Origin of the sequence: Evansella clarkii, assembly GCF_002019695.1 — a bacterium.
Lineage (GTDB): Bacteria > Bacillota > Bacilli > Bacillales > Salisediminibacteriaceae > Evansella > Evansella clarkii.
This window is the reverse complement of record NZ_KV917376.1, coordinates 2,959,189-2,978,056: the sequence shown is the minus strand read 5'-3', so window position 1 is coordinate 2,978,056 and position 18,868 is coordinate 2,959,189. Positions and strand designations below refer to the sequence as shown.

Annotated in this window: 19 protein-coding genes; all 19 read right to left on the bottom strand. The window is 43.0% G+C overall.

Features of this window, described 5'->3' with window-relative positions; all coding sequences use genetic code 11:
- Positions 1-367: 367 nt before the first annotated feature.
- On the bottom strand, positions 368-2,065 hold the full coding sequence (locus tag BK582_RS13860; protein WP_078595628.1) for a proline--tRNA ligase: 1,698 nt from the start codon (positions 2,063-2,065) through the stop codon (positions 368-370).
- Positions 2,066-2,117: 52 nt separating this feature from the next.
- The gene (rseP, locus tag BK582_RS13855; protein ID WP_078595627.1) at positions 2,118-3,377 is read right to left on the bottom strand and encodes an RIP metalloprotease RseP; all 1,260 of its coding nucleotides are present in this window, start codon (positions 3,375-3,377) and stop codon (positions 2,118-2,120) included.
- A gap of 13 nt (positions 3,378-3,390) precedes the next feature.
- Positions 3,391-4,539 carry a 1-deoxy-D-xylulose-5-phosphate reductoisomerase gene (locus BK582_RS13850; protein WP_078595626.1) on the bottom strand — a complete coding sequence of 383 codons (1,149 nt, stop codon included), beginning with the start codon at positions 4,537-4,539 and terminating at the stop codon, positions 3,391-3,393.
- Between the two features lie 69 nt (positions 4,540-4,608).
- Positions 4,609-5,400: a phosphatidate cytidylyltransferase gene (locus tag BK582_RS13845; RefSeq protein ID WP_078595625.1), complete on the bottom strand. Its 792-nt coding sequence runs from the start codon at positions 5,398-5,400 to the stop codon at positions 4,609-4,611.
- Positions 5,401-5,415: 15 nt separating this feature from the next.
- On the bottom strand, positions 5,416-6,183 hold the full coding sequence (locus BK582_RS13840; RefSeq protein WP_078595624.1) for an isoprenyl transferase: 768 nt from the start codon (positions 6,181-6,183) through the stop codon (positions 5,416-5,418).
- Between the two features lie 175 nt (positions 6,184-6,358).
- Complete coding sequence (gene frr / locus BK582_RS13835; RefSeq protein ID WP_078595623.1) at positions 6,359-6,916, bottom strand: ribosome recycling factor; 558 nt, start codon at positions 6,914-6,916, stop codon at positions 6,359-6,361.
- Positions 6,916-7,641, bottom strand: a complete 726-nt coding sequence (gene pyrH / locus BK582_RS13830) for a UMP kinase (RefSeq protein ID WP_078595622.1) — start codon at positions 7,639-7,641, stop codon at positions 6,916-6,918. Before pyrH ends, frr begins: the two co-directional genes overlap by 1 nt.
- Positions 7,642-7,891: 250 nt before the next feature.
- Positions 7,892-8,773 carry a translation elongation factor Ts gene (gene tsf, locus BK582_RS13825; protein WP_078595621.1) on the bottom strand — a complete coding sequence of 294 codons (882 nt, stop codon included), beginning with the start codon at positions 8,771-8,773 and terminating at the stop codon, positions 7,892-7,894.
- 118 nt (positions 8,774-8,891) lie between these two features.
- Positions 8,892-9,590, bottom strand: coding sequence for a 30S ribosomal protein S2 (gene rpsB / locus BK582_RS13820; protein ID WP_078595620.1), 699 nt, complete (start codon positions 9,588-9,590; stop codon positions 8,892-8,894).
- A 156-nt stretch (positions 9,591-9,746) separates the two neighbouring features.
- The gene (locus BK582_RS13815; protein ID WP_078595619.1) at positions 9,747-10,250 is read right to left on the bottom strand and encodes a DUF6115 domain-containing protein; all 504 of its coding nucleotides are present in this window, start codon (positions 10,248-10,250) and stop codon (positions 9,747-9,749) included.
- A gap of 12 nt (positions 10,251-10,262) precedes the next feature.
- On the bottom strand, positions 10,263-10,592 hold the full coding sequence (locus BK582_RS13810) for a hypothetical protein (protein ID WP_078595618.1): 330 nt from the start codon (positions 10,590-10,592) through the stop codon (positions 10,263-10,265).
- Between the two features lie 90 nt (positions 10,593-10,682).
- Positions 10,683-12,065, bottom strand: coding sequence for a DUF342 domain-containing protein (locus BK582_RS13805; RefSeq protein WP_078595617.1), 1,383 nt, complete (start codon positions 12,063-12,065; stop codon positions 10,683-10,685).
- 112 nt (positions 12,066-12,177) lie between these two features.
- Entirely contained in the window at positions 12,178-12,951 is a 774-nt protein-coding gene (locus BK582_RS13800; protein WP_078595616.1) for a FliA/WhiG family RNA polymerase sigma factor, read from the bottom strand.
- A 75-nt stretch (positions 12,952-13,026) separates the two neighbouring features.
- Entirely contained in the window at positions 13,027-13,521 is a 495-nt protein-coding gene (locus BK582_RS13795; RefSeq protein ID WP_078595615.1) for a chemotaxis protein CheD, read from the bottom strand.
- Positions 13,514-14,155, bottom strand: coding sequence for a chemotaxis protein CheC (locus BK582_RS13790; RefSeq protein ID WP_078595614.1), 642 nt, complete (start codon positions 14,153-14,155; stop codon positions 13,514-13,516). Before BK582_RS13790 ends, BK582_RS13795 begins: the two co-directional genes overlap by 8 nt.
- Positions 14,152-14,631 (bottom strand): chemotaxis protein CheW, encoded by a 480-nt coding sequence (locus BK582_RS13785; RefSeq protein ID WP_078595613.1) that lies wholly within the window; start codon positions 14,629-14,631, stop codon positions 14,152-14,154. Before BK582_RS13785 ends, BK582_RS13790 begins: the two co-directional genes overlap by 4 nt.
- 225 nt (positions 14,632-14,856) lie before the next feature.
- Positions 14,857-16,899, bottom strand: coding sequence for a chemotaxis protein CheA (locus BK582_RS13780; RefSeq protein WP_078595612.1), 2,043 nt, complete (start codon positions 16,897-16,899; stop codon positions 14,857-14,859).
- Positions 16,900-16,904: 5 nt separating this feature from the next.
- Entirely contained in the window at positions 16,905-17,984 is a 1,080-nt protein-coding gene (locus tag BK582_RS13775) for a protein-glutamate methylesterase/protein-glutamine glutaminase (RefSeq protein ID WP_139368252.1), read from the bottom strand.
- A complete protein-coding gene (locus BK582_RS13770; protein WP_078595610.1) occupies positions 17,971-18,867 on the bottom strand; it encodes a MinD/ParA family protein in 897 nt (298 codons plus the stop codon). Before BK582_RS13770 ends, BK582_RS13775 begins: the two co-directional genes overlap by 14 nt.
- Position 18,868 lies beyond the last annotated feature (1 nt).

Below are 18,868 nucleotides of genomic sequence, written 5' to 3'. Positions count from 1 at the left end.
GGTAAGATACAACCTACTGAGCAGCAGCCTCATGCAGTCTGATATTTATTATCAGATGAATAAATTTCAAAATCCAAGATTTTCATCATTAATACGAACATTTTCTTAAAATGATACTTTATTGTTCGATTTACGCTTCAGACGGACGCGTTCTGCGGGCACGGCTTCAACTAATTTTTGACGGCTGAACGCCGTCAAAAATGGATTTTCAGCTTCTTATGCTTTTCCCGCAAGAGTCGCCGTCTTACGCTGCAATCGAAAAGTATGTTCATCTTTTTTTATGCAAAGTCTATATATGAAATTCATTCAAATATATTTATTTTAGTCCAGAGTGGTACATGTACCACTCTGCCCTATAGCTAAGTGTTTAAATAAGCTCTTTTATCTTTTGAAGCAGTTCATCTTTATGAATTTCGTATACTTCCCCGGTATTTCGGACTTTTAATTCCACTATTCCTTCAGAGGCCTGCTTGCCGGCCGTTATTCTCAGCGGTATTCCAATTAAATCAGCATCTTTGAACTTAACTCCGGCTCTCTCTTTCCGGTCATCCAGTAAAACTTCATATCTTTCATCTCTGAACAGTTCGTAAAGTTCCTCTGCCAGGTTCAGCTGATCTTCCTGTTTTACATTTACAGGAATGACATGTATATGGAATGGTGCAACGGATGAAGGCCAGATAATTCCGTCTTCGTCATGATGCTGTTCCACAATAGCCGCAACCGTCCGGGAAACTCCTATGCCGTAACTGCCCATCACAATCGGCTTGCTTTTTCCGTTTTCGTCCAGGTAATAGGCGCCAAGGGCTTCGCTGTATTTCGTGCCTAATTTAAAGACATGTCCAACTTCAATCCCTTCTTTAAAACGGATTGTTCCTTTTCCGTCTGGTGAAGGGTCCCCTTCCTGGATATTCCTTAGGTCAGCAAACTGATCTACTCTGAAATCTCTTGCAACATTTACGTTAACAAAGTGGGTGTCCTCTTTGTTTGCGCCACAAACTCCGTTTACTATTGTTTCTACAGCCTGATCCGCGATGATTTTTACATCTTCGCTTATTTTTACCGGTCCAATATAGCCTGGTACCGTCCCTGTATACTGTTTCGTCTCAGCTTCTGACGCGATTTCCACGAACTGGGCATTGAAAAGATGTTTCACTTTAATCTCGTTAACTTCATGGTCGCCACGAACAAGTACCAGAACTGGCTCTTCATCGACAATAAACAGAACTGATTTAATCAGCTTATCTTCTGGTTTACTCAGAAAGCCCGCGACCTCCGAAATTGTCTTTTGGCCAGGCGTTTCCACAGCTTCCAGGTCTTTCTCTGCTTCCTCAGACTTCTCGTATGTTACGTTAACAGGAGCAATTTCTATATTAGCTGCAAAATCTGACTGATCAGAAAAAGCGATTGTATCTTCCCCTATGTCAGTAAGAACCATAAATTCATGGGTGTCTTTTCCTCCCATAGCTCCGGAATCCGCTACCACTGCTCTGAAGTCAAGACCGCAGCGCCTGAAAATTTCCATGTAAGCATTATACATAGCTTCATAGCTCTTATCGAGTCCATCATAATCTTTATCGAAGGAATAGGCGTCCTTCATTAAAAACTCCCGAGACCGGAGAACTCCAAACCTCGGCCTTCTTTCATCCCGGAATTTTGTCTGGATCTGATAGAGGGTCATTGGCAGTTTTTTATAGGATTGTACCTCATCCCGAACGATGGAAGTCAGCACTTCTTCATGAGTTGGCCCAAGAGCAAATTCTCTGCTATGGCGGTCCTTCAGCCTCATGAGTTCCGGACCGTAAACTTCCCACCTTCCGGACTCCTGCCATAATTCAGCGGGCTGTATAGCAGGCATAAGGAGTTCCTGGGCAAACGCCCTGTCCATTTCTTCACGAATAATATTTTCTACTTTCTTCAATACTTTATACCCGAGGGGTAAGAACGAATAAATACCTGAAGTGCTCTGCCTGATTAATCCGGCTCTGAGCATCAGCTGATGACTTTTTGCTTCAGCATCACTTGGTACATCCCTTAGAGTTGGTGAAAAATACGTACTTTGTCTCATTTAAAGCCACCTCATTATCTGTCGTGGTCGTTATATATAAAGCTTCTTCACATCAGAGGAAGAATTTATTAATGTCATTCCATGTTACTGCCAGCATCAGCAGCATCAGTAAAGCAAATCCAATAAAATGTACAAGCCCTTCTTTCTGCGGGTCCACTGGTTTGCCTCTGACAGCCTCTAAAGCTATAAACATGAGCCTTCCTCCATCCAGTGCAGGCAAAGGAAGAAGATTAATAATACCCAGGTTTACGCTTAAAATCGCAGTCCATTGCATCAGAACTAAAAAGCCCATTGCAGCAACTTCATCGGTATAACTGTAAATTCCAACCGGCCCTGCGAGATGGTCAAGGGAGAACTGACCAGTTACCAGCATTCCGAGCGCCTCAATGATAAGCCGGGTAAATTCATATGTCTGGGTAAAACCGAAAGTAACAGCTCCCATAAGAGTTCTTTCCGTAGGGGCAAAAATACCGACATGGCCTTCTGCCTGGTCCTCAGGGCCGGTTCTTTCATCGGGAGTAATTGTCATCTCCATTTGCTGGCCGTCTCTTACTATTTCAAACTCCAGAGGCTCGTTTGGATTATCCTGAATAATGGAAGTCATTTCTTCCCAGGTGCTGACCTGTTCCCCTTCAATAGCAGTGATCCTGTCACCTGTTTCCAGCCCTGCTTCAATAGCAGCTCCATCTTCAACCAGGCCGCCTACTAAAGACTCGTTTAAAGGGGTTCCTGCGAACCAGCCGTACAGCATCAAAATAACAATGGCAAGCACGAAGTTCATCATCGGCCCGGCAAATAGAGCCATCGCCCGCTGGGGAATTGTCTTAGAACCGAACTGGCGGTCATAAGGCGCAATTTGCGTCGCCTGCTCATCATGCACAAATTCTGCCTTATCATCGATACGGTAAGTAACAAGCCCCTCTGCATCATCTGTATACCCTTGAACAAAGAGCTCTTTTTCCAGGTCTATTTTCTCCACCTGAATGATTTTGCAGTCAGGATACTTCGATTTATTATTTACAATAATCCTGCTTACTTTTCCAGCATTGTTAAAGAGCAGCCCTACTTCATATCCTGGCTTAATCTGTATCATTTCAGGGTCTTCCCCTGCCATTCTTACAAATCCTCCAAGAGGAAGAAGCCGGATTGTATAGACTGTTTCATCCTTTTTAAAAGAGAATATTTTCGGTCCGAAGCCAATGGCAAATTCCCGGCAGAGTATCCCTGCCCTCTTTGCGAATACTAAATGTCCCCACTCGTGGACAAAAACGAGAAGGCCAAAGATTATAATGATCGCAATAAATGTATTCATTTAAACACACCCTTTAATTCATATAGGTTAATACTTGCCTTCTTGTCTCTTCATCCACAGCGATAATCTCTTCCAGGGAAGGAGAAGCAACTGGGGTGTGGCGGGACAGCGCATCCTCGACTATATCTTCAATTCCTAAAAAGGACAGTTTTCTGTTAAGAAAGGAAGCAACAGCCACCTCATTAGCCGCATTTAATACTGTGGGTGCCGTTCCACCCGCTGCACCAGCCTCAAAAGCAAGCTTTAAACAGCGGTATCTGTCAAAATCAGGCTTGTCAAAATGCAGCGCTCCAATTTCCCATAAGTTTAACTTTTCTCCGCCCTTTAGTTCAAGGCGTTCCCGTTTGGAAACTGCATACTGGATAGGCACACGCATGTCCGGAGTGCCAAGGTGGGCAAGTACACTACCATCAATATATTCTACCATAGAATGAATAATACTTTCTTTGTGTAATATTACGTCAATTTTTTCATAGGGCATGTTGAAAAGCCATTTTGCTTCTATTACTTCAAGGCCTTTATTCATCATAGTCGCAGAGTCTATTGTGATTTTCGCTCCCATTTGCCAGTTTGGGTGCTTTAATGCATCTTCTACCGTCACATTTTTAAGCTCTTCCCTCGTTTTGTCACGGAAGCTTCCACCAGAGGCAGTCAGGATAATCCTGCTCACTTCTTTATCAGCATTATCTTCCAGACACTGGTAAATGGCGGAATGTTCACTATCAACCGGGATAAGCTCCACGCCATGTTTTTCGGCTTTCTCTGTGACGATATGGCCAGCTGTTACAAGTGTTTCCTTATTAGCTATTGCAATGTCTTTACCTGCCTCTATCGCTGCAAGAGTAGGCTTTAAGCCTACACTGCCCATTACGGCGCTCATTACGATATCCGCATCGTTTCCTGCTGCTGCTTCTGTCAGGCCTTCTTCCCCATATAAAAGCCTGGTTCCTGACGGAAGTTCATTTATAATGCTTTCTGCTGTTTCTTTCGTCTGAACACTTACAATTTCAGGTCTGAACTCATGAACCTGCGCCAGACCGGCATCTGTGTTTTTTCCGAAGCTTAAAGACACTATTTTAAATTTGTCAGGATGAGCCCTGACAACATCGAGAGTTTGTGTGCCTATTGATCCGGTAGATCCTAACAATGCGATTTTCTTCATGTGGAACTCCTTTTTCTCCTGCGGTTTCTTAGTGAGGATTTAATTATTGATCAGGGATTATCCTTATTTTCATACAAATCCCAGCAGATACAGAATCGGCATGACATAAATCAGACTGTCGAACCTGTCCAGTATACCGCCGTGGCCAGGAAGAACCTGCCCGGAATCCTTAACGGCATAATGCCTTTTCAATGCTGATTCCACCAGATCACCCATCTGCCCAGCTGTTGATACTACCAGTATAAACAGCAATGTAGTCACCATAGAAGTGAAGATCGGCAGAAATAAGGAATAGACGATTCCCGCAGCAAAGGCTAGTGCAATTCCACCAATTGCTCCTTCAATCGTTTTGTTGGGGCTTATCTCAGGCCATAACTTCCTTTTCCCAAAGGCTCGTCCTGCAAAATAGGCGCCGGAATCAGTAGCCCATACTAATATCAGAATAAAAAAGATTATTATCAATCCTTCTTCCAGAAATCTGGTATATATAAAATAATTAAAGCCAAGCCCGACGTAAACTGCCGCAAGAATTATAAAACCCGCCTCATCAAAGGTGAATTCATTTTTGCTTATAACGGTGGAAGCAAGAAGAACAACAATGAAAAGCAAAAACAATTCAAGCTGGTCTACATGCAGCCAGTCAACGGTGAAAACATTATCCGGAATTAAAAGGAGCAGCATAAGAAAAAAACTGCTTAATCCCATCGGCGACAAAATTCTGACCTGTTTCATCTTCAGCAGTTCACTCATTGCTATGAGTGCGAGTGCTATCATTAATACAGTGAAAGGCCAGCCGCCAAGTATAATTAATGTAAGAAAACCTGCTCCTGCTATAACTGCTGTAATTATTCTCTGTTTCACAGGCCTGCCTCCTCTCTATACGCCTCCATATCTGCGCGCTCTCATCTGATAAGCTCTTATTGCATTGTTGAAGTCTTCTTCTGTGAAGTCAGGCCACAAAGTATCCGTAAACCAAAGTTCAGAATAGGCGAGCTGCCAGAGCATAAAATTACTCAGCCGGACTTCCCCGCTAGTTCTGATTAGTAAGTCAGGGTCTCTCAATTCGGCTGTCATCAGGTTCTCTTTTAACATGTCTTCAGTTACATCATCTATGGACAACTCTTTTTCCTCAAGAGATTTATACATATTTTTTACAGCTTCAATAATTTCTGAACGGCTGCCATAATTCAGGGCAAAATTTAAAATAAGCCCTGTATTGTCCTTCGTCTTTTCCACTGCATTTTCCACAGCCCTGAGAGTAGAAGGCGGGAGCACATCCTTTGAACCTGTGTGTTTAACAATAACGTTTTTTTCCATCAGTTCAGGGAGTTCTTTATTCAAAAAACGTTCCGGAAGCCCCATAAGAAAGTCAACTTCTGTCTTGGGGCGTTTCCAGTTTTCTGTGGAAAACGCGTACAGGGTTAAAGTATTAATTCCCAGTTTGTCCGCCTGCCTGACGACCTTCCTGATTACATTCATACCTTCCCTGTGTCCGGCTATTCGAGGTAATCCTCTTTTCTTGGCCCATCTGCCGTTCCCGTCCATTATAATCGCAACGTGGCCCGGGAGGTTATCCTGCATCACACCAGTTTCGCTGTCCTGCACAGAATCATTCTTTTTTTTGCCTGTAAATTTATTAAACATAAGGATTTCCCCCAGATGGTTCAGTTCCCTGTTAATACCTGAATATTTATGTACTTCTCTAATACATAAAAATTTATGTATAACAGTGTAAAAAAACCCCCTGTCACAGAGGGTCTTTTACAAAACCGTTTCATAGAAAGCTTTTACATCATCATTTATTTTACATGTTTTTTCTTTATACTTCCATGATTTCCTGTTCTTTTACTTTTGCTATTTCTTCAATCTCTTTAATTACAGCGTCAGTCTGCTTTTGAACACCATCCTGGTTTCGTCTCAGTTCATCCTCTGTAAGCTCTCCGTCCTTCTGCAGCTTCTTCAGGCTGTCATTCGCATCCCTGCGGATGTTTCTTACAGCAACCTTTGCATCTTCTGTATATCTGCCTACTACTTTAACAAGCTCCTGGCGTCGTTCCTCAGTAAGAGCAGGGACAGAGATTCTGATAATGTTACCGTCATTTGCCGGTGACAGACCAAGGTCCGCTTTCTGGATCGCTCTTTCAATGTCAGAGATAGAAGACTTATCAAAAGGCTGGATCGTAAGCATTCTCGCTTCCGGCACAGCAATCGTCGCAAGCTGGTTTAATGGTGTAAGCATTCCATAATACTCAACCTGGACTCTGTCGAGCAAAGAAGGATTCGCACGTCCTGCACGGACTGTAGCCAGTTCCTTTCGAAAAGCTTCGATTGATTTACTCATTCTTTCTTCCATTTCGTTAATTACTGCATCCGACATCATTCTTTCCCCCTTATTATCGTACCGATTTCTTCGCCGGTTACTGCTCGCTTAATATTACCCTCTTCCATGATGGAGAAAACAATCAGCGGTATATTATTATCCATGCAAAGCGATGATGCTGTTGAATCCATTACAGCAAGACCCTCTTTCAGTAAATCGAGGTAAGTGAGTGAATCATATTTAACTGCACTGGAATCGATTGAAGGATCGGCACTGTATACTCCGTCTACTTTGTTCTTCGCCATGAGGATAACGTCCGCTTCGATCTCAGCTGCACGTAAAGCCGCCGTAGTATCCGTAGAGAAATACGGGTTACCCGTTCCTGCTGCAAAAATAACAACACGCTTTTTCTCAAGGTGGCGGATCGCTTTTCTCCTTATGTACGGCTCTGCAACCTGGCGCATTTCAATAGAAGTTTGCACACGGGTCTGAACCCCGATATTTTCCAGACTGTCCTGTAATGCGAGGGAATTCATTACGGTAGCAAGCATTCCCATGTAATCAGCAGTTGCCCTGTCCATTCCTTTGGCGCTGCCAGCCATACCTCTCCAGATATTCCCGCCGCCGACAATGATAGCCACTTCCACTTCCAGGTCAATGATGTCCCTGATTTGCTGTGCGATTGACTGAATGACAGAAGGGTCAATACCAAAGCCCTGCTCTCCGGCCAAAGCTTCCCCACTTAATTTTAACACAATACGGTTGTATTTTGTTCTTTCCATAATGCCCTCCTTCAACACTCCATGCTATAACTCATATTATAAAGTGAAACTTCAATCAGTGGGGGGGTGATTCATCCCCCACTGATTGTTAGTTGAACCAATCGGGATGTTAGCGTCCGTTATCTCCCGCCTATACATCTTCGCTTCCACTCATGTTTTGAAGCGGGAGTTTTACGGACGGTTACATCGGGATAAAACAATGTAATACTCAGGAAAAAGGGACACAATGTGCCCCTTTCTTCTTTGTTTTTTATTTTTTAACCTGAGACATTACTTCTTCTGCAAAGTTGTCTTCACGTTTTTCCATACCTTCGCCAACTTCGTAGCGGTAGAAAGTTTTTACACTTGCACCTTTAGAAGCAACGTATTTACCAACTTTCTGGTCGCTGTCTTTAACGAAAGCCTGGTCGTTCAGGCAGATTTCTTCAAAGTATTTTCCAAGGCGTCCTTCAACCATTTTTTCAACGATTTTCTCAGGCTTGCCTTCGTTTAGGGCCTGCTGCTTAAGTACTTCACGCTCACGATTGATTTCTTCTTCAGAAACAGCATCACGGCTTACATATTTAGGATTGATCGCCGCTACGTGCATTGCGATGTCTTTAGCGAGAGCTTCGTCAGTAGTACCTTCAAGTACTGCAAGAACACCGATACGTCCGCCCATGTGGATATACTCGCCGAATGCTTCATTTTCGCCACGCTCAACGATTTCGAAGCGGCGAAGAGAAATTTTCTCCCCAATTTTAGCAATCTGGTTGTTGAAGTAATCCTGTAATGTACCTTCTCCTTCAACTTCCTGGCCTAATGCTTCTTCCACATTAGCTGGTTTATTTTCAAGCAGGTGGTCAGCTACTTTATTAATAAGGTTAATGAAACCTTCGTTTTTAGCAACGAAGTCCGTTTCTGAGTTAACTTCAACAATTACAGCTGTGTTACCTTGAGCTTTAATATGAGCAAGCCCTTCTGCTGCAACACGGTCAGCTTTTTTGGCAGCTTTTGCGATACCTTTCTCACGAAGGTAGTCGACCGCCTTTTCCATATCACCATCAGTTTCAGTAAGAGCCTTTTTGCAGTCCATCATGCCTGCGCCTGTTTTCTCACGAAGTTCTTTTACCATCTTTGCACTTATTGCCATTGGGTAATTCCTCCTTCAAAGGTTTCAATTACTAATATTTACATAGAATTGTCAGTAAATTTTTGTAGAAAAAAGGTGATAAAGGGTCAAGCCCTCTATCACCCTTTTGGACAACATTTTAAGCAGTTGTTTCTTCACCTTGGTTTGCTTCAATAATTGCGTCAGCCATTTTAGCTGTCAGAAGACGTACAGCACGGATTGCATCGTCATTTCCAGGAATAACGTAGTCAATCTCGTCAGGGTCACAGTTAGTATCCACGATCGCAACGATCGGTAGGTTTAATTTTTTAGCTTCCGCTACAGCAATACGCTCTTTACGCGGATCGATAATGAATAATGCATCAGGAAGCTTCTCCATATCTTTAATTCCGCCTAAGAACTTCTCAAGACGCTCAAGTTCTTTGTTTAAAAGAACAACTTCTTTTTTAGGAAGAACGTCAAAAGTGCCGTCTTCTTTCATACGCTCAATTTCTTTTAAGCGGCCGATACGTTTACGGATAGTATCGAAGTTTGTTAATGTTCCGCCTAACCAGCGCTGGTTGATGTAGTACATCCCAGCACGTTCCGCTTCTTCTTTCACGGAATCCTGAGCCTGTTTTTTAGTTCCTACGAAAAGCATTGTTCCGCCTTGTCCTGCAAGGTCACGAACGAAGTTAAATGCTTCGTCAACTTTCTTGACCGTCTTTTGAAGGTCGATAATGTAAATACCGTTTCTTTCTGTGAAGATGTAGCGATCCATTTTAGGGTTCCAGCGTCGTGTCTGATGACCGAAGTGTACCCCAGCTTCAAGTAATTGTTTCATGGAAATAACTGCCACATCACTCACCTCCTTTTGGTTTTTTTGGCCTCCGCTTCCCTCCTCTTTATACAAAACTGCGTATTGCAGCACCATTGCATAAATCAGGAAACGTGTGTATTAACACCGTGAAATAATATACCATAATGCAAAGTCTATAGCAAGTGCTGAGGGGATTTATTTATAAAATTTTATCATAAGCTCTACTTCACCTGTTCCCATATTCAGTTTACGGGCGATTTCTTTTATAGTATAGCCTTCATTGTGAAGGGATAAAACTCTGGATTGGGGGGAGGTGTCCACCCTGACAGCCTTCTCTTCATCAGGAAGAGGCGGTGTATATTCTTTCTGCTCTGCTGAATCCTGTTCTGTCTGAAAAGCTATTATTTCCCCATCCGGTTCTTCCTGTTCTCTTTCAGATTCATCAGGCTCTGCAGCCGATGACCTGTCATCAGGTTTCAGACCGGCTGTTTGGTTATTCAGTTTACGTGAAACTATTCTGGCTATTTTCTCGTTATTTTCTTTCATTTCCGTTGTATAGGCAAGAAGCATTTCTTCCATTTCATCGAGTGTTTTTTCTTTATCAAAAGGTTCCTGCTGTTTCAGCCGCTGATAAAGGAGGATAATAAAATAAAAACAAACTAAATGAAGGAGAAAGCTGATAATTAATAAATAGAGCATTCGTATCCTCCTCTACCATTTCGCATCAAAATGAACTCCTTTATATGGGTGTTCTTCCACGTGATCTTCACCCGGTAAGGTACTGATCTTTTTATGTCCCTTTTTTCCTTCCTGCTGTCCACCACTGCCTGTACCCCTCTCTTCATCATTTGCAAGCCTTTTATATAAGGTCTGCTCGGCAGATGTAACTGTCTGTTTGACACGTTCCTGTTTTTTCACACCCGCTTCAGCAAGCTGCCCCTGGGCCACTGCTGTCCTCTGCTGAAGCTGATCCTGGATCTTCCCTGCAGACTGCGTCCTTGGCAGTGCAACCTGCATTTCAATGGATTTTAAGCCGCTCATCAGAATCCCCCCTGATCTTTCGCACTTTCCCAGGAGCATTGTACCTGGGCTTTAGCATTGCTGAAGTTCTCTTAGTAAAGTAAATCTGGCTTATGTAACAGATTCAAACCTGATCTCCCCTGCTTCCAGTTTAAAAATAAGATGCTGATGCAGTGAGTTTATTTTACATCTGTATTTCCCGAACTGAATGGCTGAATTAGGGTATATTGTTTTATGTACTGTAAGGAATCCCTCTGTCCCATTATGCGAAACCTCCGCTAACTCCCCGAGCTCCTCACGGCTTTCTTCATATTCACGGCTTGCCTTTTCTATTGTACTTCGAATCCGCAGTATCATTATCCTGTCTTTCGCCCCGGCAGCGCCCTTTTCTTCTTTCTCAGTAAGCTTATCAAGCAGAAGATGAAGCTTCTCAAGCTCTTCAGCTGATTTTTTTAATTTTTCTTCGTAAAACTTTTCCTTTTCGAAAGTATTCTTTCCGGCTCCGATAAAGAAAGTGGTTGGGGTATTCATCGAATTACCCGCTTCATTCATCTCGATTCCTTTTCCAGCGGATATACTCCCGCCAACAATATTCCCACGCCCTTTTATGCAGCGTACAAATCCTCCGGCAGAAATATTGCTGTGAAGGATGGACTGGGTAACATAAATATCACCGCCTGCTTCCGCCTCCGCCTGGTTGATAAAAGAAGTAAATATGTCCACTCCTGCCTTTATAAAACCTTTATTCTGCGCCACTATGCCTCGTGAAATATAAACAGATCCACCAGCGCTTATTTCGGCACCTTCCACTGGGCCGCTGATTCGGATATCCCCTTTAGCTTTAACAGAATAACCAGAAGGAACGCCTCCGTTTATAGTAACATTACCCACGAAATCGATGTTTCCTACCTTCATACTAACATCTCCGTGCACTTCATAGACAGGGTAGACATGTACCGTTTTGTTGCCTGTGGAAGGCTGGCCGGCCGACAAAGCGATAAGCCTCAGAGAGTCTCTGCTTACTTTAGTGTTTTTACCCGGCCTTAATTTAAAGTCTCTTCCTTCCCGTGCTGTGACTTCCCGGCCGTATACGTCTGTTCCGTCAGCACCGGGAGTTTTTTCAATTTTTACAGCAACTGTATCCCCTTGCTGCACAGATGGTATTTCAATAATATCCCGGAAATTAACAGATGAATTACTATCATTAAGAACGTCTTTGCGCGCTGGCGCTTTAACAACGAGCTGCATGGCGGCATCTCTCCCGTTTACCGCAGGCCTTCCTTTTGCGACCAGAAGTTTTTCTGATACAGGACCTTCATTGAGCCTGCCTGCAATCCCGGGTTTAATTCCAAAAACTATTCCATGCAGCTTTAAAAACTCAGCAAGCTGCTCTTCTGTGATGTCATTTTCATAATCTTTAAGCTGTTTCTGTTTCAGGGCGGCTGTCATCCCGTCCCCGCTGATTTCCAACTCAAAAAAATCTTCTAATTCCACGGCAGCAATACCCTCTTTCTCTTTATCACTTCTCTATGAGGACTATCTGCTTAAACCATGATAAAAGCTCTCCCCGGAGCTTTTGCAGATTGACCTCCCATAGGCCTTTCATTTAATTCCTGCTACCTATTTTGTTCAGTTTCTGCTGAAGCTTAAAAATACATCTGGAATGAATCTGAGAAATTCTTGAAGTCGATAAATTAAGCAGTTCACCGATCTCTGTTAAAGTAAGCTCTTCAAAATAAAACAGGCTGATGATTGTCTGTTCTTTTTCATTCAGTGTTTTTATAACTTCTGCAAGTTCTTCTATCCTTGCTTTTTTATCCAGCTCCTGCTCGGGAGTTAAGGTTCGGTTGTCTGGAATGGCAGCAGTGAACGTTTCCTCTTTTTCTGAATCCTGTGCCGTCTCATCAATGGAAAGCTGATGCGACAGATAACTTTCGTTCATCGTCTGAAGAACTTCTTCCTCGCTGAGACCGAGATAAACAGCAACCTCCGCAGCGCTCACATACCGGCCATACTTCTGTTCCAGCTGTTCTGATGCCTGTTCGATTTTTTTTGACTTCTCTCTCAAAGACCTTGGCAGCCAGTCCTGCTGGCGCAGCCCGTCAATAATCGCCCCCCTTATACGGAAAGAGGCATATGTATCAAATTTCAGGTCTCTTGTATGATCGAATTTTCGTAAAGCATCATATAATCCAAGCATCCCGTGGCTTCTGAGCTCATCAATCTGGACACTTTTTGGCAAGGCTGCTCCAATTCTTTTTACATGATATTCCACGAGCGGGAGAAATGCCTCAACCAGTCTGTCGCCTGCTGATTCATCACCTTTAGTCCATTGATTCCATTCGTCTTTAAACTGTACTGCAGCATAGGCATGTGGCATGAGTATCTGCCCCTCCTTCATGGTTTTTCCTGTCGCTGGCGCAAAAGCGCCGGAAAACAAAATATAGTATGCCTGTCAGATTACTTTTTCACCTTTATTAACAGTACGGATATACAATTTCTTCGTTTCCGGGTCAAACTCAATCGTCCTTCCGCTGCTGCCTCCAGTGTCTTCATTTATAAGCATTACTTTCATGTTTTTCAGCTGTTCTTTCACTGCTTCAACATTTCTCGGACCGATCCGGAACAGTTCGGTGCTCGTTGAAAACTGGAACATCTGAGCTCCACCGGCAATTTTCGCTTTCAGCCGGACAGCCTCTCCTTGCTTAGATTTACTGCGGAAATAGGAGACCAGGTCAGTGACCGCAGTATCGGCGTATTTAGCTCTCTGAACTATTCCGCCTCTCGACATGGAAGAATCGGGCAGCATGATGTGTGCCATTCCGCCGATATTTAACTTTTCGTCGTATATAACCACACCAACACAGGAACCGAGGCCCGAAGTACGTATTGTTGAAGGAGAAGCTGCAAAATTAATGTCAGCCATACCAACTCTGATCACTTTATTCATCTGCAGGCACCCCGAGAGACTGAAGTATTTTTCCCAGGGACCCAGGATCGGGAAGAAAAAAGAAATATCCATTTAAAACCCTGTTGCTTTCCCTGTCATTTTCAATAATTTCTGTTTCAATTATGAGTGCTTCGTCAGCCGCTGCAGATAATGGCACCAGAGCATAACTTAAAATAGCAGAAGCCATGTCGACTGCAAAGCCTGGCGGAGAAGGAATAAGGTTCAGCCGTGTAAAATCCGCCAGTGCTGTTAAATAAGAACCAGCCAGAATATTACCAGCCTCGCTCAGAGCCGATACTGCTAATTCGGTTGTATTGGAAACCGTTATTTTCTGTGAAGTATCCCCGGTCAGTTTCTGTACAAAAGAATTTGCTTCTTTAACAGGAAGCATAAAAAACATGCTTCCTGTTACCTCGCCATCTATCCTGAAATATATTGCTGCTACATTTTCCATATCTTCCCTGAACATATTACCAAACATATGAAAGGGTTCTAACTTTACTTGAGGGACTTTCATATCAATATCCTTGTCCAATAAACTGGATAAAGCTGTGGCGGCATGACCTGCACCAATATTCCCTACTTCCTTCAATACATCAAGATGGAATGGTTCAATCCGCCGGGACATACTCATTGATGCGCCTCAATTTGCTTCAGCTCTTTCATTTCTTCTGTATTCAGCACTTTATCGAGATTCAAAAGTATGAGGAGTCGTTTATCCAGCTTAGCCACGCCGTATATGTACTCTGCCTCCACTCCGCCAGCAACTTCAGGCGGCGGTTCAATCTCACCTGCCGGAATATCAATTACATCGTTCGCTGTATCTACAATTAACCCGGCTTCCGTATCGTTCACAGAAACTATAATCACTCTCGTATGTGAGGAATATTCTTCCTCTTCAATCTCAAAGCGGCTTCTGAGATCAATAACAGGTGTAACAACTCCTCTGAGATTAATTACTCCTTTAACGAAGTCCGGCGTTTTAGGAACTCTTGTAATATGCTGTACTCTTTCGATAGAACGAACCTGCTCCACTGGCACCCCGTACTCTTCATCTTTCAATTCGAATACAATGACCTTCACTTCATTTTTTACTGCTGCACTTTCCATTTTAGTTCCCCCTCTAAATGAGCTTTTTTAATTTTGGCTCTATTAAACTATGTTGTTGATTTTTGCTGCAGTGTGCTCGCTTGCCGCGGGCATTGCTTCAGCTTCCTCGGGAAGAACACCCTGCGGGATCTTCAGCTAATGCTATTCCCACAGGCGTCTCGCACCTTTCGCGTAAATCAACAGTATTATTAAAAATCAACATCAGCCATAAACAGAGCATTAATTTTAATGCTGCATAATAGAATTGCAGTCTATGATCAGGGCGATTTGTCCATTGCCCAGGATAGTAGCTCCTGAAATTGCCGGTACTGCTGAAAGATAGTTCCCCAGAGACTTAAGAACAATTTCCTGCTGCCCGATAAATTGATTTACTACTAAAGCTGCTATTTTTTGCTGCACTCTTACAATTACTACATGCAGGTGATTGCTCGCCTCTGCAGAAACAGGAACATCAAAATATCCTGTTAAATCGAGCAGCGGAATAACTTTGCCCCGAAAATCAATCACTTTCTGTTTGTGGGCCGATAAAATATCTTCGTCTTTAATAATTGCTGTTTCAATAATAGAAGACAAAGGGATTGCGAATGTTTCCTCCTGAATCTTAACCAGCAGTGAAGGAATTATCGACAAAGTCAGCGGCAGCCTGACTGTAAACTTAGTCCCTTTATTTTTTTCTGATTCTACAGATACAGAACCCCCTAAGGATTCTATTTTATTTTTAACGACGTCGAGCCCAACGCCTCGTCCGGAAACATTTGAAACTTTTTCAGCTGTACTGAAACCGCTCGCAAACAAAAGTTCAAACACTTCCGTTTCAGAAAGGCTCCCTGTGTCTCCTTTATTAATAACTCCGTTTTTAAGTGCTTTTTCAAGGACTTTTTCTTTATTAATTCCGGCACCATCGTCAGATACCTCAATAAATACATGGTTCCCGCTATGGTAAGCCAACAGGTTTATTTTACCTGCTTCATCTTTTCCAGCCTTTATCCTGTCTTCTGGCCTTTCTATACCATGGTCAAGAGAGTTGCGCAGCAAATGGACAAGCGGATCGCCGATCTCATCAATCACATTCCTGTCAAGTTCTGTGTCTTCCCCGCTTATTGTTAAAACTGCTTTTTTGTTCAGCTCTTTAGCCAGGCTCCGGACCATTCTCGGAAAACGATTAAAAACCTGTTCGGCCGGAACCATTCTTAAATTAAGAATAATAGACTGTAAATCACCAGAAACTCTTGTCATATGCTCCACTGTTTCAGTAAGTTCGCTGTTATTGGATTCTCTTGAAATCTGCTCCAGCCTTCCACGGTCAATGACAAGCTCTTCAAACAGATTCATTAAAGTATCAAGCCTGTCTATATTTACACGGATGGTTTTATTTGCTGACTGCGCCCGTGCCTGCCTGCGGCTGCTATCTTCTGAACTTCGGGGCAAGTCATTCTCCATTTCTTCATCCACCGAATTTTCAGGCTCTTTATCAGCGTTTTTATCTTCCTCAGTTTGAATTTTTCCTGTAAAAATTTTTGTAACTTCCGCACTTTCTATTTCAGAAATATTCAGAATTGAGGACTTAACCTCTTCCGAAGAAGACTTAGTAACAAGGATTACTGTGAACGAATTCTCAAACTTCTCTTCTTCAAGCTCATCTACAGAAGGAGACGCCTTAATAATTTCACCTGACTTTTCCAGAGCTTCAAAAACCATAAATACTCTGGCGGCTTTCAAAACACAATTTTCCTGAAGCGTAATATCTATTTGCAATGCTTCAAAACCTTGCTCTTCCGACTGAGCAATAACAGTTAATTCAAAGTCATCCAGAATGATAGTCTGTTCTTCAGGAACAGCAGTGCTTGCTGCCTCCTGCAGGGCTGTGCTCTGTGGGGAAGGTAAACCAGCTCCCTCTTCTAATTTCTTCAAGGCTGCAATTATTTCTGTAACATTGCGTTTTCCTTCTCCGCCGGCTGAAATATCTTCCACCATTGCTTCAAGGTCATCAACAGATTCAAACATCATATCAAGAAGTTCAGCAGATGTGTTCAGGACACCATTCCTGATCCCGTCGAGAATGTTCTCGAGCTGGTGTGTCAGCTTTTCAAGGTCATAGAATCCCATGGTAGCTGCCATTCCTTTTAAAGTATGGGCAGAACGAAAAACTTCATTAATTAGACTAATGTTTCCCGGTTCTTCCTCCAGCTTTAAAAAATGTGTATTCATCGCCTGCAGGTGTTCTTTACTCTCTTCAATAAACATGTCTAAATACTGATTTTTCTCCAAAGCAACTACCCCCTCCTGGTAAACCTTTCAATTATTGCGGCTATCTGGTCAATATCGGCTACTATATCCGCCACCCCGGCTTCTGCTGCAGCTCTCGGCATTCCGTATACAACCGCTGTTTTCTCAGATTCAGTGATTGCAAGCGTCTTAACAGAGTGTTTTAATTTTATAAGGCCTTTTGTTCCGTCGCTTCCCATCCCTGTTAAAATGGCTGCTATTACTTTGTGTTTAGTGAGTAAAGCTAGTGACTCAAATAATACATCCACGGAAGGCCGGTGGCCATGAACCGGATGATCCTCACTAAGTTCGCATGCCAGGGAAGCGCCAAGTTTCCGTACTCTGAGATGGCTGCCTCCCGGAGCTATATAAGCAGTGCCAGGCTGAAGAAGTTCCCCATCTTCTGCTTCTTTAACTCTTATGCCTGATAACTTGTTAAGCCTGCTGCTTAACGATTTCGTAAATCCTTCAGGCATATGCTGAACAATCAGGACAGGGGCATTGAGTTCCTTCGGCAGTGCCGGCAAAACTTTCTGAAGCGCTTTAGGCCCTCCTGTGGAAACTCCGATAGCTATTAATGTTTTAAGATGGATATTAGTATGGAAATCTTCTGTTTTCGCTTCTTCTTTTTCTAAAATTGTTGTATCCGGCACCCGGGCCTTCCTTGGTTTGCCTGGCCGTTCCGCTGCAGCTGATGCTGCATGTTTCACTTTGTTAATTAAATCCGTCTTAATAGTTTCTATATCCAGAGAGATAGATCCGGACGGCTTTGGTATAAAATCAAAAGCTCCATATTCCATTGCTTTAAGGGTTTCATCGGCCCCTTCTTCTGTCCTGCTGGAAACGAGAATCACTGGAACAGGACATTCTTCCATTATCCTTTTTAAGGCCTCAAGACCATTCATAACAGGCATTTCCACATCAAGAGTTACAACATCCGGCCTGTATTTTTTTATGCCCCGTAATGTATCCTCTCCGTTTCTCGCTGTTCCGATTACTGTTATATCAGGATCTGAAGAAAGCATACTTGCGATCATTTTCCGCATAAAAGCGGAATCATCTGCTACAAGGACATTAACCAAAAGTATTCCTCCCCTTAGTTGTAAAAAAGCGTCTGAGTTTAGCTGTAAAGGAAAACTCTGTATACTTCTCTTGTGAATTCAATTCATTTGTATACTGTCTTGCCGCCTGAAGAACTGCTGCAGACGATCTGGCATCAGGTGAATAAGCAATGAAGGGTGTCTGAGCCCTCACTGCCTTTCCAACCGTGTCGTCATCTGGTATGTAAATCAGACTTTTTATTTCTTTATTTAAAAACTGCCTGCACACAGCTGAAATGTTACTGGCTGTTGCAGAGCCTTCTTTTTTATTTTTAATACGGTTAATAATTAAACAGACAGGGAGGTTTTTATTGTTAACATGTAAAAATTTAATCATCCCATATCCATCTGTCACAGAGGTTGGCTCAGGTGTCGTTACCAGAAAGGCCTGATCTGCAGATAATAAGAAGTGGAGGCTGGTCCTGCTTACTCCTGCCGGCATATCAAAAAATATATAATCGTATTCTTTTCCAATTAACTGGAGCTGTTCAAGAAAGTATTCCATTTCATCTCCGCTGAATTCAATTAGATCATTCAAACCGGAGCCTCCTGAAACAAATGGCAGCCCTTCATGGCCTTTGGCGATAATCTTCCATACTGAAAGCCGCTGCCTCAGCATATCAACAATCGTATATTCAGCACTTTGCCCAAGTAAAATGTCTATGTTAGCCATTCCGATATCAAGGTCAAATACGAGGACTTTTTTACCGAGCCTTTGCAGGGCAAGGGAAAAATTGACGGTGAAATTCGATTTGCCCGCCCCCCCTTTTCCGCTTGCTACTGCTATCACACGGGCGTTCCCCGATGTGTGTTTTTTCTGGTCCGACAGTTGTAAAGCCATTTTATTTCTCAACGAATCTGCCTGATCCATT

Coding starts and splice junctions, on each gene's coding strand:
- BK582_RS13860 (WP_078595628.1), bottom strand. CDS start 2,065: ATGAGACAAAGTACGTATTTTTCACCAACTCTAAGGGATGTACCAAGT.
- rseP (WP_078595627.1), bottom strand. CDS start 3,377: ATGAATACATTTATTGCGATCATTATAATCTTTGGCCTTCTCGTTTTT.
- BK582_RS13850 (WP_078595626.1), bottom strand. CDS start 4,539: ATGAAGAAAATCGCATTGTTAGGATCTACCGGATCAATAGGCACACAA.
- BK582_RS13840 (WP_078595624.1), bottom strand. CDS start 6,183: ATGTTTAATAAATTTACAGGCAAAAAAAAGAATGATTCTGTGCAGGAC.
- frr (WP_078595623.1), bottom strand. CDS start 6,916: ATGTCGGATGCAGTAATTAACGAAATGGAAGAAAGAATGAGTAAATCA.
- pyrH (WP_078595622.1), bottom strand. CDS start 7,641: ATGGAAAGAACAAAATACAACCGTATTGTGTTAAAATTAAGTGGGGAA.
- tsf (WP_078595621.1), bottom strand. CDS start 8,773: ATGGCAATAAGTGCAAAGATGGTAAAAGAACTTCGTGAGAAAACAGGC.
- BK582_RS13815 (WP_078595619.1), bottom strand. CDS start 10,250: ATGCTCTATTTATTAATTATCAGCTTTCTCCTTCATTTAGTTTGTTTT.
- BK582_RS13810 (WP_078595618.1), bottom strand. CDS start 10,592: ATGAGCGGCTTAAAATCCATTGAAATGCAGGTTGCACTGCCAAGGACG.
- BK582_RS13800 (WP_078595616.1), bottom strand. CDS start 12,951: ATGCCACATGCCTATGCTGCAGTACAGTTTAAAGACGAATGGAATCAA.
- BK582_RS13795 (WP_078595615.1), bottom strand. CDS start 13,521: ATGAATAAAGTGATCAGAGTTGGTATGGCTGACATTAATTTTGCAGCT.
- BK582_RS13790 (WP_078595614.1), bottom strand. CDS start 14,155: ATGAGTATGTCCCGGCGGATTGAACCATTCCATCTTGATGTATTGAAG.
- BK582_RS13785 (WP_078595613.1), bottom strand. CDS start 14,631: ATGGAAAGTGCAGCAGTAAAAAATGAAGTGAAGGTCATTGTATTCGAA.
- BK582_RS13770 (WP_078595610.1), bottom strand. CDS start 18,867: ATGGATCAGGCAGATTCGTTGAGAAATAAAATGGCTTTACAACTGTCG.